The sequence below is a fragment of the Bradyrhizobium sp. LMTR 3 genome (assembly GCF_001693485.1).
GTDB lineage: Bacteria > Pseudomonadota > Alphaproteobacteria > Rhizobiales > Xanthobacteraceae > Bradyrhizobium.
Genome location: NZ_MAXC01000012.1, coordinates 639,386 through 656,329, shown reverse-complemented (window position 1 = coordinate 656,329; position 16,944 = coordinate 639,386). Strand labels below are relative to the sequence as shown.

Here is a 16,944-nt window from a genome sequence, read left to right as displayed (position 1 = left end):
AAAGCCCTGCTTGCAACCAAACCCAGGGTGATTATCCGGGTACTGCGTGGTGCCTTCGATGATGGACCGGGCGATCTCGACAGGAGACTGTGATTTTCAATGGCAACTGCAAGATCGCGTTTGCGATGCAGACGGACCAATGACGATGATACCCTACTTGCCGGTGCGATTCGGGGTCACTGCCCAGGGAATCAGGCGATGAAATGACACATGTCGAATAGTACGGCGGGCCGCAAGAACGCACCTGTGCGATTCGCAGTCGGTAATCCAGACGGGTTGACTTCTCACTCTTGGCGGGTTTGGACGGAAAAGAGATGCGAACTTTACCTCGCCTGCAGAGACGCGTTCAAAGACACCAAGGTCAGCTTGCATGCGAGCGGAAGATGGCGCATGGGGTTTACTCAGGAAGCTATTCGCTCGAGTCCAAGGCTCGTCAAGGGCGACCAAAATCGAGCGTGGGAAATCTGGGACAAGCCGCCCCCCGCACTGCCAGGAGTAATCGTCGCATTCAGCATTTATTTTCCAGCTTCGGAGTTCGTTCTGGCTAAAGAGCAGCGACCCAAAAACGCTTGGACGAATGTTCGAGTTGTTAGCTCGGCCGCTGTCGGCTTCACCACGGTGGTCAGCTTGTGTATCACCGCTGCAGGAATGGGCGTCGAGCACTCTAATACTAGCAGTGAGCTTGGCGCGTTTGACCTTGCAGACGGCAAGTGCGCACGTCTGATCGCTCATGAAGTGGTCGACACCGACATTGCGCGGAAAGTGCAGGAAATACGCGAGATAATCACGAATGCGGTTCGTGCGAACGGCGGAGAAGCGCCTCCAGACACTTTCGGCTATTTCTTGGCTCATAGGCCCGACGGCGCCCGCAATCTTATTGGGGTAAGGCTGCCGGTTGGGAGTGATGCGTAATCCAAGACTTGCGAGGGATACCTTTGACAGTAAGCAGAGAATGAACGTTGTGCAGCGGTTAGACCGAGCCGCTTTCATCCAAGGGCTCAAGAGCAGGGTTTCGAGCATATTTCCATCCGGAAAGATGAGATCTTTGAGGATTGGGTTTCGAGAGCCTGGCAGACTTCCATCGCAGCGCGCCATGCTGGCTGCGGACATGGGCGCCGTTCAGCGGAAGGTGACCGCGACGCGAGCCGTGCAGAAGCGAGCCTGGGTCGCTGCCGCGATTGGCGTTCGATCCGGGGCCACGCAAGAAATGCTTCGTTTGCAGCGGGTTCGAGCCGATCACGCAGGCTCACCATGTGGTACCTCTGAACGAACAGTTTGAGCTTGGATTCGAGGCGCCCGATCACGAGCACGAATGGCTGTGCCCGAACCATCACGTCATCCTGCATCTCTGGATAGACCGGAGCCGGGCCACTCCCAGCGTAGCCGACATACCTTTGGAGCAGTTCGGAAAACTATGGAACTGGTCGGTCGCGCGGGGCAAAAGGCTCCGAGGCCGGGCAAACCACTCCTCTCTACCTTTGAGCCCGCGGAAGGGACGGCCGTTCGGCCAATTGGCCCACAATGCGAATAGCCTCTTCGCGAGGCGTCATGGTTGGATTGCTGGGCCGGATTGCGCAGCACGGTGTCGCCGTGTTCGAGATTGATAGAGCAGTATGCGCCTTGAACGTCGACAAAGGCGCAGATTTCGCGCCCTCGCGTATTCTCTCAAGGGCCCGTGGGCCTCATCCTGCGCAACTTCTTCGGGTGTGGTCACCTCAAGAGCGGGCGAACAAATCCTCGAAACGAATTCCTCACGGGGTCATGGAGGCGTGACCCAGTCAACCTGGCCGGAGGTCATGTAAACGACGGCGCCTCGCTCGGCCTCCAAGACCTGAAGATACAGACTTAATTGCCGCCGGTAGTCGGCACGCGCCTGCTCGTTGGGACTGACGTCACTCTTCCAGTCGAATACAATCTTACCTCCGTCCTCGCTCAGCGCAATCGCGTCTGCGCGTCCCGAGACGAGCGCGTCGGCACGCGGTACCTCGCCGTAGATCGGTACTTCTGCGATGAGGCTGTCCCGGAACGGCTGCAGCTCCGGCAAGGCAAGCGTACGAAGTGCCGTGGCAGCCAGTTCGTCCGGATCAGGCAAACCGTGTGGAGATGCAAGCGACGAGAACAGCTGATCGGTGAGGACGGCGGCCCTCGCGCGCACGTCGTCACCGACGGGGGCGAGTTCGTGCGTCAGGAATTCCTCCATCAGCTTATGCAGGAGAATACCTCGCGCGCGACTGCCGTCGACCTCGACTGAAGCTTGGAGCGGCTCCTCGGTGAGCGATGGTGAGAATTGGATTTGTACGATCTCTGGATCGGCGTCGCTCGGCCGGACCCACTTGACCGGCTGAAAGGCGTCCTGGATCCGTGCTTGTTGCGCCGCGAAAACATCGGCCGTCTGCGTGTTCTCGGTCGCTTCCGGCGCGTCGAAGGGGCGGCGCGGCACGCCGCTCAGGTCCAGTTCGGGGGTATCGGCTAGCTTGAGGTCGAGCAGTCTCGCCCAGGAGGAATCGTCGCTCCAGGTGAAGTCGGGGACGATCAGTAGCTCCATCGCGCGGGTGCATGCGACATACAGCAGCCTCAGACTCTCGTCGCGTCTTTCCCGATTCTCGGCCCGCAAAGCGCCTTCAAGAGAAGGCGGCGTAATGGCGCCCAGTGCCCAATGCAGGCTGTCATCGCTTCGGCGGTAGACGAACGGTTCACTCCGGCGCGGCATCGAGGCTCGATTGATCGGGATCACGACCGGCCATTCGAGTCCTTTCGAGCTGTGAACCGTCACGATTTCGATCGAGCGACCATCGGACTCGACCAATCCCTCGGTCGAACCGATGCCGCTCGACCAATCTATTTCGAGGTCCTCCGCGAACCGCGCGAATCCCCGCACGCTGTAGCTTCGGGCCCGCTCAAGAATCCCGTCGACGTTCGCGAGCGCTCGCGCGGCCTGATCGACGCTTCGCGCAACGACGATCGCGCGGATCCGCAGCCGCTCGACCGCTTCAGCGAGGAGGAGGGCCGGGGCTGTGGTCCGCAGCCGCCGGCGGAGGTCGCGCAGCGTGTTGAGAACTTCTCGAGCGATCTCATTCGGAACCGCTGCAGGATCGACGTTCAAGGACAGCTTGCCAGATCCGGCCACGCCATCGGGCCCGCGCAGCTGTGCCGCGATGTCGAGCAGCTGCTGCTCAGTTAATCCGACCAGCGGACCTCGCAGCAAGGCGCCCAGTGCTATGGTGTCGCGGGGATCGGCGAGCGCACGCACCAGAGCGACCAGATCCTGCGCTTCCTGGCGCCGAAAGAGATTCCTGCCGGCTTGGGAGGCGAACGGCAGGCCGGCCTCTTCGAGAGCCCGCTCGTAGCGCCACAGATCGGTCGAAACGGGTGCCAATAGGGCGATGTCTCCGGGCGCGAGGGTCCGGCGCTTTCCGTCGTTGAGCGCGAATTCGACGTTTCCGATCAGCCGTGAGCAAATTTCGGCGACGACGCGGGCTTCCTCGTCCCTGCTGCTGTCCAGCCAGGTGTTCGGTGGAAGTTCGACGGTTACCTTGGAGACGCACGGCAGTCCGTGGTTCGCATCGGATCGGGTGCCGCGAAGCGCGACGTAGCCGGCTTCCTGCGCAACCAGCGGCAGCTCGAAGCACCGGTTGACGTGATCCAGTATCTGGCGGCGGGAGCGGAAGTTCGCGGTGATGCGGAGAATGTTGCCCGGGAATTGCGCTTCTATCGCCCGCCGTACAAGTAGGTAGGTCGCGAGATCGGCGCCGCGAAATCGGTAGATCGCCTGCTTCGGATCGCCGACCACGAAGAGATGGCCGGGCTCGAGGCGCCGCTCGTGCCAGGCGGCGCCGTCCGCATCCTTGGCGCAAAGCAGGAACATGATCTCCGCCTGAATCGGATCGGTATCCTGGAATTCGTCCACCAGGATGCGCGAAAACCTTTCGCCGGCGGCGGCGCGGACCTGCGGGTGGCGCCGCAGCACGTCGCGGCAGGTGAAGAGCAGATCGTCGAAGTCCAGGGCGGCTGCGCGCCGCTTGAATGATTCGTACTCTGCGAGCAATCTGTCGAGTTCGGCCGAAAACGTGCTCACCAGCGAAGTGGCGATGCGCCCCATCAGCGCGCCATATGCCTCGCGACAGCGCCCGTAATGCTCCTCCGCTCGAGCGGCGAGGTGATCGCCCTTTTCGGCGCCCCCGAAGCGCTTCCACACGGAACGCCGCCGGTATTCCTGAAGATCGAAGGAGTTTTTCCTCATGATCGGGAGCCGAGCGGGATGGGCCAAGTCCCACAAAGCCTCGAACCCGGGAGAGGCGGAAAGGGCGCCGAAATGCGCGGCGAGACGCTCGAGGTTCTCGATCTCCGTTTCGGCTTCCCGTGGTGTGCCGACGCTGACCGCCCAGCGCCTGAACTCTCGGACGCACTCCGCGAGCTCGATCGCCGCGTCGGCATCGAGATCTGGGCCGCGCGGCCGGGCAGTGCGGTAACGGCGGCGGAAGTTGGCGAATTCCCGTAGAAGCTTCTCCGCGCCGGTGGGATCCTTCCGCGCGATCAGGCTGACCGGATCGTCGTCGCGCGTCGGCGCGTCCAGACGATCGCGCCACCACTGCTCGAAGATGGCGCCGAAGACGAAGTCGGCTTGGTCGCGGTCCATGACTTCTGCGCCGGGATCGATGCCGGCCTCCACGGCATAGGCACTCAGCAGGTCGTTACAGAAACCGTGGATCGTCGAGCAGGTGAGTTGGTGCAGACGCTCGGCCGCGGTGCCGAGCGCGTCACGTCGCTCTGGACCGAGAGCGGCCGGCAGACAAAGCTTCATCTCCTCCGGAACCTTTCCGGACAGCAAAGACTCAAGGTACTGCGCGACGCGCTGGCGCAATTCGCCCGCGGCGAGCTCGGTAAAGGTGATGGCGGCGATCGAGGCGGGATCCTCGCCTTCGGCAAGAAGCATCACCACGCGGCCGGCGAGCAGCGAAGTCTTACCGGTGCCCGCCGCGGCCTCGACGATCAACGTCGAGTTCAGTTCGGCTAGAGCGCGAAGCCGGTCCCGATCGTCTGTCTCTTCCGTCACGGATGGCTCCAGAAAGGAGACAGGTTCGCGGCAGCCTTGCCGAATGCGCTTCGCTTGCGCCGTTCGTAACCGGGCGAGGCCGGAAGCGCCAAGCGGAGATCGTTCGACCTGTCGAACGACAGTCGTCCCGGCACCGCGATGCCGCCATTCAGCATGGCAATGGCCTCGTTCACGAAAGCAGCGATCTGTTCGAGCGCGCCGTCGAGATCGTTCAGCTTCACCGCGAGCGGCTCTCCCGATAGATACAGCAGGCGTGCCACCACCACCGGCTCATCCTCGAGAAGCTGGCGGCACGCGAGAGCATAAAGGCAGCGCTGTAGCTCGGCGCCACCTCCGATCACCAGGCGAGACGCGTTCGTCGGCGGGCCGCCGCTCTTGTAGTCGGTGACGCGGGCCGCCGCGGGATTACTTCGCAGATCGAGGCGGTCGATCGTGCCGCGCAACCGGATCGGCGTGCCGGGCATTGGAACGGGTCTCGTCGGATCCCAGGGAAGCTCCCTGTCGGCCCGGAAATCGTCGGACTGCCCGAAAGGCACCTCGGTCCAACTGCGCGTGCTCGCCTCGCGGATGTCCCTGTGCAGTAGTCCGGTGAGCGCCATCGCGGACGCGTAGTCGACCGTGTTGGTCCACAGCAGTTTCGGAGGCACGGGACGCTCAAGCGGCCACGACTCGTGCACGTGAGTGGCCGCATGCTTGAGCGCGGCTTCGATATCCGCTTCGGAAGCCCTGGCGTATCCGGGATCGGGCTCGAGGGAATCTACGGCGCGCCGGAGCAGCTCGTGGACCAGCTTGCCGAGCTCGTCGGGAGCGATGGTCAGCGGCTGGGCGCGTTCGCGAGGCGCGTCGAAATCGAGTGCATATCGCCACGCGAAGCCCAATGGATCGCGCAGCAGTCTCTGCAACGAGGTCGCCGATTGCACGCGTTCGATGGCGCGCCGAATCGCTGGGTGGCCCGGCGCAAAGCGTCCGTCGTGCTCGGTGAGCTCGTCCACGTGCCAGTTATGCCAGCAGCGTCCCGCCGATCTGATCAGCGGCACCTCACTGGCTTCCCCCGGACGAGCCATCAACCTGTCCGCCTCGCAGAACGCGTGTGCTGGAGTGCGGGCGCGTGATAGGGCGATTTCCGGCAGGTCCCGTAGCAACGGGCTTCTTCCGATCCGGCTGCCCTGGGCTCCCCGGCGGCTCCTGGACAGAACCGCGCCACCGACGGCGGCATCCAGAATAATCTCGAAGTGCCTGCGGTCGGCGCGTGGGGCGGGATCGGGGTCCAGCTCGCTCGCCGGGACGATATGACCCGGCAAGACGGGATCGGTAGTCGCCCGGCGGGGCCACCCTCGGTTGGTCAGTCCAAGCAGCCTGACGAATCGGCGGGGCGCGGCGGCGAGATCGCGCGCGGAGCACCAGGCGATCGAGTCCGCCGCATCGCTCTCGGACGCGAGGCGAACGTTCCGCAGCGAGAGCTCGATCGCGTCGACAGGCGCGCAGCGCGTCGCCGAACTCCAGATCCGCAAGGAGCGGCCGCGTAGCAGAGCCGCCGCCGCCTCGGTCGAGGCCATCGCTCCCTTCGCCAGGATTTCCAGCAGCGAAAGGATATCCTCCGGCGAGCCAAGTGAAGGATCGCGCAGCCTGGCCGCCTCGAGTGCGCGCTTCCAGTCCTCCAACCGGGGCAACGTTGCACCCCGGGGCAACGCCTTCGGCCATCGGTCCGGCGAGTCACCGAAAAGTCCGAGCCGGTCCCGGCACAACGAGAAGAGCCGCCGGACGCGCCGCTGGCTCATTCCGTGCATCAGCACGTCGGCGAGCGCCGCGCAGCGCTGTCCGTCTCGGGTCGATAGTGCAGGTATGCCATGCGAGAAGTGGATCCGGAGGGCAGCTTGTGGCGACAGAGCAAGGAAGTGATCGTCCCAGGCCGCGGGACTAGCGGCGGCGATGGCGATTTCGTGCGGCTTAGCCGCCCCCGAGGCGACGAGTTCGCGCGCCCAGCGCAGGCTCTCGACGACCTCGTGATGAGGGTCAGCACATGAGATGACGGCGGGCGCGCCTCGCTGCTCTGTTGGCTCGGCCACGTTCACGGTGCCGGAAAACCAGCCGGTTTCCGCCCCCGGTGGAACGCACCACTCGACTGGAACGACCTCGGAAAGCCGCTGGATCAGCCGCCGCCAGACCGGTGCGACGTAGGACAGTCCCTCGATGCGGACGGGACCGAGCAAGCGCGACGAATGCGCGATCCGCTCCAGCGCGGAATTGCGCAACTCGCGCGGGTTGAGCATGGCCTTCGGCAAGATCAGCCTCAACCGCTCCGCGACGAGGTTCAGTTCCCGTGCGCGGTAACTCTGCGCATGGGTGCCGTCGGAAATATCGAGATCGGCTTCCCATAGCTTCCGAAGCGTTCGTGCCAGCGCCCGAGCCATTCCGGGCAGCTGTCGCACCGATTCGAGATCATCGAACCCGCCCTGATCCAAAGCCGATTGTATCGCCGGCTCTAGGTCCTCGAGGGTCAGCGGGCTAGCGAAGCCGCCAGCAAGTCTCGCACCGAGCTGCGGCAGGGTGAGAATTTGAAGTCCCGATTCCCCTGCACGCGCCGCGGCGAGCCTGCGCATTTGAAATGCGAGAGAACCCTCGACTACGGTAGTTCGAGTTCGCACCAGATAAACTTCCTTGTTTCTCATCAGCTTGATAGCTGCACTCGCTCTACCCGGGTGAAGCCCGCGAACGAAGCGCGCGATCGTCGATTCCGACACTTTCTCCAGGCGGGAGTTTGATCGAAGGCACGATCGCAGGCAACCGTCAGGAGAGCGCGGACGACTGATTGATCCTCACTGCAAGCTTCGAATCGCCGGTAGATCGACGCAATGCATTGAGAAATGCTTGGCCATCCTTGATGAATGATTATTCGATCGCTCATCAAAAGGGATGATCCAGGCTACTAGGCTCGTGCTCGATGCGGAAGAATGTTCCGGCTTGATGCAGGGCAGCTCCGGATCGTGGGCCAGGCCATTTAGCAAAAGGATCGGATCGCCGGTCTCAAATCCGGACATCCCTATCAGCCGCTCTTGTATCCGTGACGCCAATCTTTTCGACAATCTCGACGAAGTCCGCGCGCCAAGCCGGCGAAGCTCGTGGCTCGTAGATTGGCAGCTACAAAAAAATAATCTGCGAATGTGAACTAGCTTACCCCCGAACGCCAACGGTAGGTCCATTTTTGCTTGCTCGGGAGCATCAGATGCACGATCGAACTGTCGTCCCCAGTCCATTGGTCGGCGCACGGCGCGCGCTGAAAAGCCAGGACCATGGCCAACGAGTAGGTGTCTGCCGAGGCATCGCGCTGTGGTGGGCGGCTGCTATGGCACCAAGAACTCGTGCTTTGGCAATACCGATCCGCAGGGATGCTTTGAAGGCTGCCCTATGCTTTGCTCTCTTCGCTACTTTGATCACAGTGGGGTGCATCACTCATGCAGGGGCCGCTGAGCCACGAGAGGAGAAGGAATTCGGTTCAAACCCAGGCAATCTGCGGATGTTCAGCTATGTGCCCGAGAGCATAAATCCTGCAGCTCCGCTGATCGTTGTATTGCATGGCTGCAAGCAGAAAGCGACCACGTTCGCAAGTGATGCCGGCTGGTTGGCTCTTGCCGATAGAACGAAAGTTTTTTTGCTGCTTCCCGAACAGAAAGGTCTTCCGTCATTCCTTTACTACATCTCTTACATCCCAGGATTCGGCGATTGGTTCCAAGGATGGTACGGGGTCAACAATCCACTTGGCTGCTTCAATTGGTTCAAGCCGGTAGACAACAAGCGAGACAGTGGCGAGGCGCTTTCGATCCGGCAGATGATTGTGGCGATGATTGAACGATATTCCGTCGATCGATCGCGAGTATACATTGTCGGACTCTCCGCCGGTGGGGCTATGGCTGTTGCCATGCTTGCTTCCTATCCGGAACTCTTCGCCGGCGGGGCGACCGTGGCTGGTGTACCCTACGGATGCGCCGACAACGGCAGCGTTGCATTGCAGTGCATGAACCCCGGCATCGACCTTTTGCCTGAAGAATGGCGACGCCGCTTCGGCGAAGGGCAGCAGCTGGAGAGACGCGCGCCGCGGATTTCGATCTGGCAGGGAGACGCCGACACAACTGTCGTTCCGCTCAACGAACAGCAGCTGGTCGAGCAGTGGACAGCCATACACCACGCATCAGCAACACCAATCCGCACTGAGACAAATGGACCTATTACACGCCAGCTATACGCGGACAATTCGGGCGCTATCGAGGTTGAAGCCGTGACGGTCAAAGGTCTCGGCCATGCGTTCCCAATACAGACCAATGGTCCTGCAGATTGCGGGCAACCGGGCGATTACGTGGTTTCAACCAGCATATGTGCTGCGACGGAGATTTCTCGGTTTTGGGGCCTGAATAGCGTCCGCAATTGAAATGGACCGCACAGCGAGGCCACGTGCGAGACGGAGTCGGCTCGCAGGCCGGTAAGCAAATCAGACAAATCGTTTGTTCTAAGCCGCAAGAATTGGGAGGGGGTCTTCGGTGACAGCTTCAGGAAGCTGCCTAGCCGAAGCTGCTGCTTTTTTGATGGCGGCGATGCGGAAGTCGTCGGGCCTCGCAGCCACCGTTAGATTGCCAAACTGATTTCGATACAAGCCCTCAAGTCGGCTTAAATGCCGGCGAAGCCGTTCGGCCGCATTGGAGCCGCCGCCATTACATCGAAATACTGCTGCCTTTTTCAATGGAATCGACCCGTACCGGGCGACATCGAACTACAGGTTGTGCGCTCGATGTTGCAAGGCGATGCGTCAAGCGCGCACGCCGATGGAATCAGGTGGATTTCCACCGAAACCAGCTTCAACTGGCCTCGAAGGAGCTTGGATAGGTCACCGGTCACAATGGCCTCACCAGTTCGAAGCACCGGCAGAACGTCGAGCAGACTAACTAATCCATCGGGGAGAGTGCCTTGAATACGAGACCGGTCAACGGGGTTCGCGAGCCGCAGTGCGAAGAATGTGCCACATTGCGACAAAATCGTTTCGTCGACCTCTGACGGGCGCTGACTGATGACCATTGCGCCGACACCGTACTTTCGGCCCTCCTTGGCGATCTTCTGCACCGTGAGTGAGGCGAGATTGGATTTGCCGGTGGCGAGATAGCGGTGCGCCTCTTCCATCACAATCAGTAGGGGCATATCGATCCCGCCCTCGGTCTTCTCTCGGCTCCAGAACAACGAATCGTAAACGATCATCAGTATCGCTCCGATCAGCTGCTCAAGCACGCCGCTGGGTACTCCGGATAGATCGAGCACGGTTATTCTTTGTCCAAGCGCGTCATATCCGGCGCCGTCAAGCCCATGAATCTTCTCCGCCCCAATAGCTACAGCGAGCCGTCGCACTTGGGTTAGGAGAGCCTCAATGTTTGGATTTGCGCCGAGCTTGCTCTTTATGCTTTCGAGCACGGAGCGATCTGCAGCTTCAAGCCCTCCGACCACATAACTCGTCAGGCCTGCGACATCGGGGATGAGAGGACCGCCGCCTTGTTGGACAACTTTTCCGTCGCTGTCGACTCTGACTGAGGTCGGAGCGCCAGCGCCAATAAAAAGTCCAATTCTCTTTCGTCCCTGCGACATTATCTGTCGGAGGTCCGTCATATAGCGGTCAGGGTTATGAACGGTTTGCATGGTTCCACTGTAGGGCAGTGCAACCGCTATGACTAGTGAACGGGCTGATACACCTGTGGAGGATTGGTGCGGGCGGCCGGACTCGAACCGGCACAGGCCTTGCGGCCCCACGGATTTTCTTACCACTTCGGCTTTCGCCGCCGCCCATCCGGCGTTCGTGGTCTGGACTATCCCTTCACCTGGGCGATTCGCGTTAGGTGCTGCCCGTCTAGTCTCTACACCTTCCCCTCGGGAGACGGCTTTGGCTCGGGATTGCCAGTGAAGGTTTCCTCGACTTTGAGTTAGTTCTGCACCCTGGGTTTCCCCTGGGGAAGCTGGACTCGATTCTAGACAAACGAAGCGAAAAACAGTCCAACTTCAACGAGTGCTTTCGATCGCTCGCTCGCTGGAACTCAGCGTCCGTATGAATTCTTCCAGTGTCGGCTGCGGTGCTGCTTGAAGCTTGTGGAGTTCCTCAGGCTTTAATTTCGTGTAGCGCCGCAGCGTCCGCCAATCCTTGTGGCCAGTAACTAGCGCGACTTTTTCGATTGTCAGTCCAGCTTCAAAAAGGCGGCTGGTGCCTTCGTGCCGCAGATCGTGAAAATGCAGATCCTCGATCTTCAACTCATCGCAGGCCCGCGTGAATGCCGCGCTCACTGAACGGTGGTTATACGGAAAGACGCGTCCCCAACCTCTAGTAATAATGCGCTGTTGGAGCAGGATCTCCCATGCATCGTACCCGGTGAGATTGAGCAGGGGGACTTTCTGATCGTTGCCATCCTTGGCCCGAGGATCCTTGCGGTCGCGAATGATTAGGAGCCTCTTTTGCATATCGACATCGGGCCAGTCGGGACGGCAAATCTCTTCCTGCCGCATAGTTGTCGCAACAGCGTACCGAACGATGCGGCCCATCGGGATGAATTGCCGACGATTGGTTTCAAAGTATTCGATGAGCTCATCGAGCTCATCTTGAGTTGGCCGCCGGTCTCGCTCCTCCGAATTGCCGACAAGACTCAAATGCTTCATTGCAAAGCGCGCTAGTCGAACCTCTTCAGCCGAGACCTCAATGCCGTGCACAGCGGCAGCATGTGTGGCAACGGTTCTGATGAATGAGAAGTCGATCGCGAGCGTGGCCGGCCCGGCACCTTGCTTAGCCCGCTTTCGACCGAATTCGATCAGTCGCTCACGATTGAGCTGGGAGAGTTTCACTCCTCCCAAAGCTTCTTTCAGCGCCTCCAAGACAGCTGCCTTAGAGCGGCGGGGAGGACGGCCGACTTCGTGCATATCTTGGACATGAAGATCGATGATGTCGCCGAATGTACGAGCCTGCGCAGCAGCCTTTGGTTTCGGTGATCCGCGGCGGTCGATGTTGCGCTCTATGTCGAGCGCCCAATCTTCACCGTCCTTGCGACGGCGGAAGGTCTCTGACACATAGCGGTTCTTGCGACGGACCTGGACGCGCCAGTTCCCGGAGGGCAACTGAGTGAAGCTGGCCATGGCCGTGTGCACTCCCTAATTCGTGTGCGCTACGTGTGCACCGAGAGGTCAAAACGGGTACAAACGTGTGCAATTTCGGCTAGTTTGAGTGCACATGTTCGTGTTTCATCCTGTTGAGATGATAGGATAAATCATTGAAATTGCAAGACTATCGCTTTTCTGTGGCTCCGATGATGGATTGGACCGACCGGCACTGCCGCGTGTTCCACCGTCTGATGAGCCGGCGCGCGCGGCTTTACACGGAGATGCTGACGACCGGCGCCGTTATTCATGGCGACCGGAGGCGGCTGCTCGGCTTCGATCCGAGCGAGCATCCGGTGGCGCTGCAGCTCGGTGGTTCCGTTCCGGATGATCTCGCTACCGCCGCGAGGATCGGCGAGGATTTTGGCTACGACGAAATCAATCTCAACGTCGGCTGTCCGTCCGACCGCGTGAAGGATGGCCGCTTCGGCGCCTGCCTGATGGCGGAGCCGGCGCTGGTCGCCGAGGGCGTGGCCGCCATGAAGCGCGCGGTCAAGATTCCGGTCACAGTCAAATGCCGGATCGGCATCGACGATCAGGACCCGGAAATGGCACTCGACGTGCTGGCGCGCGGCGTGGTTGCGGCCGGCGCGGACGCGCTGATCGTCCATGCCCGCAAGGCCTGGCTCAACGGATTGTCGCCAAAGGAAAACCGCGACATCCCGCCGCTCGATTACGACAGGGTTTACCGGCTCAAGGCCGTGCTGCCGGATGTGCCGATTATCATCAATGGCGGCATCGGCAGTATTGCCGAGGCCAAGGGGCATCTCGACCATGTCGACGGCGTGATGCTGGGCCGGGCGGCCTATCAGGAGCCGTGGCGCCTACTCGATGTCGATCCGGAATTATTCGGCGAGGTGGCACCTCACGCGACGATGAAAGACGTCTTCGAAGCGATGTTGCCCTACATCGAAGACCAGTTGGCGCGAGGAGCAAAGCTGCATGCGATGGCGCGACACTTCGTTGGCGCGTTTCACGGCGTGCCCGGCGCGCGCGCCTTTCGCCGCCATCTTGCGGGGAAGGGCGTCAGGCCGGGCGCAGGCGTCGAAGTGTTACGGGACGCGATCGCACTGGTCGAGGATCGCGCGGCGGAGCCGGTCGCGGCATAAAGCCTAGGCGGCGCGGCGCGTTTCGGAATCCGCTTCAGGCGGTTTGTGGAGCGTCTCCGCGCCAGGCGCGCGTGATCAATTCGCGGATCGCGTCTCGCTCGATCGGGCGCGGATTCCAGTACGGATTCTTCACGGCGAGGTCGGCGGCCTGGTCGATGCCGCTCTCGGGCATGCCGATCTCGCGCAGCGACAGCGGCGCGGCAAGCTTTCGCGCCAGATCGTGGAGGCCGAGCGCCGGGTCGCTCACGCCGAGCGCTGTGGCGATGCGTGTCATCGCCTCAGGTGCGGCCGGCGCATTGTAGGCGAGGGCGTGCGGGAGAATGACGGTGTGGGTCTCGGCATGCGGCAGATTGAACAGCCCGCCCAGCGTATGGCAGAGCTTGTGATGCAGCGCCATGCCGACCGCGCCGAGGCAGACGCCGCAGAGCCAGGCGCCGTAGAGCGCGTCCGTGCGCGCGACCCTGTCGCTTGGCTCAGCGCAGATTTTCGGCAGCGCCCGCGCCAGCGTGCCGATGCCTTCCTGCGCCATCAGCGATATGATGGGGTTGCGATCCCGCGCGTAGAGCGCCTCGACCGCGTGCGCAATGGCGTTGACGCCCGATGTCGCCGATAGTTTTGCCGGCATCGTCATGGTGAGGTCGACGTCATAGATCACGATCTCGGGGAGGATCTTCGGGCTCGATTGCGTGGTCTTGATCCCGCCGCTGGTCTGACCGACCACCGGCGTCATCTCCGAGCCGGCGTAACTGGTCGGCAGCACGATCTGCGGCAGATCGGTGCGCAAGGCGATCGCCTTGCCGAGGCCGGTGGTCGAACCGCCGCCGATCGCGACGACGCCATCGGCCTGGCTCTCGCGCACGACTTCCATCGCCCGTTCCGTCACCTCGACGGGCGTATGCATGACCGCTCCGGTGAAGACGCCGGCGAAGCGTTCGCCGATCATCTCCCGGATGCCGGCGACCAGATCTTTCTGCCGCGGGGTCGCCAGCACGATGGCGCGGGTAACGCCGAGGCGGGACAATTCATCGGGCAATTGACGCAGTGTGCCGGTGCCGAACACCACCCGCATCGGCGCGCTCTGGTAGGTGAAGTCTTGCATGATTGCTCCTTGCGGACGAATGTCCGGCTCCGGGATAAGGCCGCCCCCGGAGCCGGACTTCCGGCTCAAGAGGCGGGCTGTGCAACCTTGCGCAAGCCGGCAGCCTCTTCAAGGCTACCAGATGGTGCGCTCACGGGCCGGCGGGCCAGCAGGATAATCATCCCGGCGGCAATCGCGGAGACGCCGATCGACAGGAACATCGGCGTCGGGCTCTGATAATATTGCTGCAGCGTGCCGGCGACGAACGGCCCGAGGATGGCGCCGACGCGGGCGACCCCGAGTTCCATTCCGACTGCGGTGGCGCGCACGCCCGTCTCATAGGAAGCCGCGGTGAAATTGTTCAGCACGAACTGTGCGCCGATGATGAAGAAGCCGGCGGCGGCGACCGATGTGATGTTGACGATGTGGTCGTTCATCACCACGAGCGAGAGGACGGCGAGGCCGCCAATCGCCCACCAGGTCGCGATCAGCCCACGGCTGCTGCCGGATTTGTCGACGAGATGCCCAAGCACGAGAGCGCCGACGAACGACATGATCTGCATCAGCGCGCCGAAGCCGAAGCTAGCAGCAAAGGTTTCGCCACGCTGCATCATCACGGTCGGAATCCATCCCGACAGGCCGAAAATGCAGAACAGGCTGAGGAAGGCCGACGCCCAGATCGCGAACGTCGTCCGGCGATATTTGGATTGCAGCAGCGCCGCCACCGAATTGACCGGCTTCTCGGTCTGCCCGACGGCGATTTCGGCCGAGACGTAAATGCCGGCGCGCTCGGGCCGGAGCTTTGTCAGCATGTCGCGGATTTCATCGGTACGGCCCTGAAGTGCAAGAAACTTTGGCGATTCCGGAAGCATCAAGTGCATGAAGGGAAGCAGCAGGAACGACAGCGAGCCGATCCAGTACAGCGACGTCCAGCCGAATAGCGGCGTCGCGAACACGCCGGCGACACCGGCGAGGGTGCCGCCGAGCGCCCAGCCAAGCGCGACGCCCCACAGCGCAAACGTGTTCGCCACACGCCGCGGCGCCAGCTCGTTGATGTAGGTGGTCGCGAGCGGCAGCAGCACGCCGAGGCCGATGCCGGTCAGAAGCCGCAGGATGCAGAAGGAGAGGAACGAGTCCGCCGAGGTCGCGGTGAGCAGCGTGAAGATACTGGTGATCCACAAGCCGCCGAGCAGGGTGCCACGGCGGCCGAGCCGGTCGGCAATGATGCCGTGGATGGCGGCCCCGAGCAGGAATCCAACCAGGCCGCTGGAAATCAACAGTCCCGCCTGGCCGGCCTGCAGCCCCCAGGGCTTTGCGACGTAGTGAATGACGTAAGCCGGGTTGAACGTGTCATATCCGTCAAACAGCGTTAGCAGTCCCATGATGGCGCCGAGGCGCCAGTGAAATTTTCCTACCTTTGCTTCGGCGAGCTCTTCGTGAAGATCGATTGCCTGCGCGGCCATGACCGTATCCCTCCCAGATGGTGATTATGTCGTTTGAGGCCGCTTATTCCGCGGCTTGATGGATGCCGTGCCCGGCGACGGCCAAGTCGCCGAGATCGAGCTTGAACAGGTCGATGGCGTTGCGCCGGCCGATCTTCAGGCGATCGTTCTCACTGATGCTGGCGCTGTTGAACCAGTCGGAGGCGTGGTCCACGTTCTCGAACGGCCAGTCGACCGAGAACAGGATGCGATCGGCCCCGATCTCGAGAATGGAATCGATCAGCGTTTGAGTGCGGAAATTGCCCGACGTGGTCAGGAAAAAGTTGGCGTTGAAGTAGTCGCAGATCTTCTTTTTCGCCTTGTGTTTCGGCGGTGCCTTGACCCAGCCGTTGCGATGATCGACGCGCCACATGCTGTAGGGTAGGCCTTCACCCATATGGCCGAGGATGATCTTCAGTTTTGGATAGGCATCGAACAATCCCGATCCCATCAGCCGCAGTGCATGAACGGCGGTCTCCTGTCCGAACGCCCAGGTCGGGCCCATCAGCCACGGATGCCCTTCATAGATCGCGCAGTCTTGCGGCAGCGGATTGCGCGGGTGCAGATAGAAGGGCAGGCCAGTCTGCTCCACCGCCGCCCAGAACGGCCAGTATTGCGGCAGGTCGTAATAGACCGGCCGCTTGCCGTCGCCGATTTGCGAGAAGCCGTTGACCAGCGCACCGCGGAAGCCGAGCGTCTTGATACAGCGCTCGAGTTCGGCGATAGCGAGATCGGGATCCTGCATCGGCAGCGCGGCGAAGGCCTGAAAGCGGGACGGGCGCTTGGCGACCTGTTCGGCGAGAAAATCGTTGGCGCGGATCGCAATCTCGTTGGCGCGGATAATGTCGGGAATCGCCTGAACCGCCGGTGCGTTCAACGACAGGATCATCATCTCGACGCCGTGGCGGTCCATCTGCGCCAGCCGCTTGTCCTGGATATCGAGCAGGCGGTCCTTCAGTTCCGGCCAATAAGAGTCCGGAACGAAACCCGCTGAGTCCATCAGCGTGTCCGGAATGGCGAAATGTTCCTCAAGCGCGATCTTGCCCTGCATGT

Annotated in this window: 10 protein-coding genes; 3 read left to right on the top strand and 7 right to left on the bottom strand. The window is 61.7% G+C overall.

Annotated elements, in window-relative coordinates; translation table 11 throughout:
- Nucleotides 1-390: 390 nt before the first annotated feature.
- Entirely contained in the window at nt 391-912 is a 522-nt protein-coding gene (locus LMTR3_RS12650) for a hypothetical protein (RefSeq protein WP_065745323.1), read from the top strand.
- An 847-nt stretch (nt 913-1,759) separates the two neighbouring features.
- On the opposite strand, the gene LMTR3_RS12645 is transcribed toward LMTR3_RS12650, so the two are convergent.
- Both LMTR3_RS12645 and LMTR3_RS12640 read right to left on the bottom strand, forming a co-directional pair.
- Nucleotides 1,760-5,053, bottom strand: coding sequence for a UvrD-helicase domain-containing protein (locus tag LMTR3_RS12645; RefSeq protein WP_065745322.1), 3,294 nt, complete (start codon nt 5,051-5,053; stop codon nt 1,760-1,762).
- Nucleotides 5,050-7,464 carry a PD-(D/E)XK nuclease family protein gene (locus tag LMTR3_RS12640; RefSeq protein WP_210184689.1) on the bottom strand — a complete coding sequence of 805 codons (2,415 nt, stop codon included), beginning with the start codon at nt 7,462-7,464 and terminating at the stop codon, nt 5,050-5,052. Before LMTR3_RS12640 ends, LMTR3_RS12645 begins: the two co-directional genes overlap by 4 nt.
- 812 nt (nt 7,465-8,276) lie before the next feature.
- Between LMTR3_RS12640 and LMTR3_RS12630 the strand changes: the two genes are divergently transcribed.
- The gene (locus tag LMTR3_RS12630) at nt 8,277-9,476 is read left to right on the top strand and encodes an extracellular catalytic domain type 1 short-chain-length polyhydroxyalkanoate depolymerase (RefSeq protein ID WP_084029551.1); all 1,200 of its coding nucleotides are present in this window, start codon (nt 8,277-8,279) and stop codon (nt 9,474-9,476) included.
- Nucleotides 9,477-9,781: 305 nt separating this feature from the next.
- On the opposite strand, the gene LMTR3_RS12625 is transcribed toward LMTR3_RS12630, so the two are convergent.
- The gene (locus LMTR3_RS12625) at nt 9,782-10,726 is read right to left on the bottom strand and encodes an ATP-binding protein (protein WP_141686569.1); all 945 of its coding nucleotides are present in this window, start codon (nt 10,724-10,726) and stop codon (nt 9,782-9,784) included.
- A gap of 357 nt (nt 10,727-11,083) precedes the next feature.
- The gene (locus tag LMTR3_RS12620) at nt 11,084-12,202 is read right to left on the bottom strand and encodes a site-specific integrase (RefSeq protein WP_065745317.1); all 1,119 of its coding nucleotides are present in this window, start codon (nt 12,200-12,202) and stop codon (nt 11,084-11,086) included.
- 134 nt (nt 12,203-12,336) lie between these two features.
- On the opposite strand from LMTR3_RS12620, the gene dusA reads away from it, so the two are divergent.
- Complete coding sequence (gene dusA, locus LMTR3_RS12615) at nt 12,337-13,332, top strand: tRNA dihydrouridine(20/20a) synthase DusA (protein ID WP_084029550.1); 996 nt, start codon at nt 12,337-12,339, stop codon at nt 13,330-13,332.
- A 34-nt stretch (nt 13,333-13,366) separates the two neighbouring features.
- On the opposite strand, the gene LMTR3_RS12610 is transcribed toward dusA, so the two are convergent.
- The 3 genes from LMTR3_RS12610 to LMTR3_RS12600 form a co-directional block, all read right to left on the bottom strand.
- Nucleotides 13,367-14,434 carry a maleylacetate reductase gene (locus tag LMTR3_RS12610; protein WP_065745647.1) on the bottom strand — a complete coding sequence of 356 codons (1,068 nt, stop codon included), beginning with the start codon at nt 14,432-14,434 and terminating at the stop codon, nt 13,367-13,369.
- Nucleotides 14,435-14,496: 62 nt separating this feature from the next.
- Nucleotides 14,497-15,873, bottom strand: coding sequence for an MFS transporter (locus tag LMTR3_RS12605; RefSeq protein ID WP_065745316.1), 1,377 nt, complete (start codon nt 15,871-15,873; stop codon nt 14,497-14,499).
- A gap of 43 nt (nt 15,874-15,916) precedes the next feature.
- A complete protein-coding gene (locus tag LMTR3_RS12600; protein ID WP_065745315.1) occupies nt 15,917-16,942 on the bottom strand; it encodes an amidohydrolase family protein in 1,026 nt (341 codons plus the stop codon).
- Nucleotides 16,943-16,944: the final 2 nt, after the last annotated feature.

Bases quoted from the DNA above. Each gene is read 5' to 3' on its own strand.
- LMTR3_RS12650 (WP_065745323.1), top strand. From the start codon at position 391: ATGGGGTTTACTCAGGAAGCTATTCGCTCGAGTCCAAGGCTCGTCAAG.
- LMTR3_RS12640 (WP_210184689.1), bottom strand. From the start codon at position 7,464: ATGGCTCGGGCGCTGGCACGAACGCTTCGGAAGCTATGGGAAGCCGAT.
- LMTR3_RS12630 (WP_084029551.1), top strand. From the start codon at position 8,277: ATGCACGATCGAACTGTCGTCCCCAGTCCATTGGTCGGCGCACGGCGC.
- LMTR3_RS12625 (WP_141686569.1), bottom strand. From the start codon at position 10,726: ATGCAAACCGTTCATAACCCTGACCGCTATATGACGGACCTCCGACAG.
- LMTR3_RS12620 (WP_065745317.1), bottom strand. From the start codon at position 12,202: ATGGCCAGCTTCACTCAGTTGCCCTCCGGGAACTGGCGCGTCCAGGTC.
- LMTR3_RS12605 (WP_065745316.1), bottom strand. From the start codon at position 15,873: ATGGCCGCGCAGGCAATCGATCTTCACGAAGAGCTCGCCGAAGCAAAG.
- LMTR3_RS12600 (WP_065745315.1), bottom strand. From the start codon at position 16,942: ATGCAGGGCAAGATCGCGCTTGAGGAACATTTCGCCATTCCGGACACG.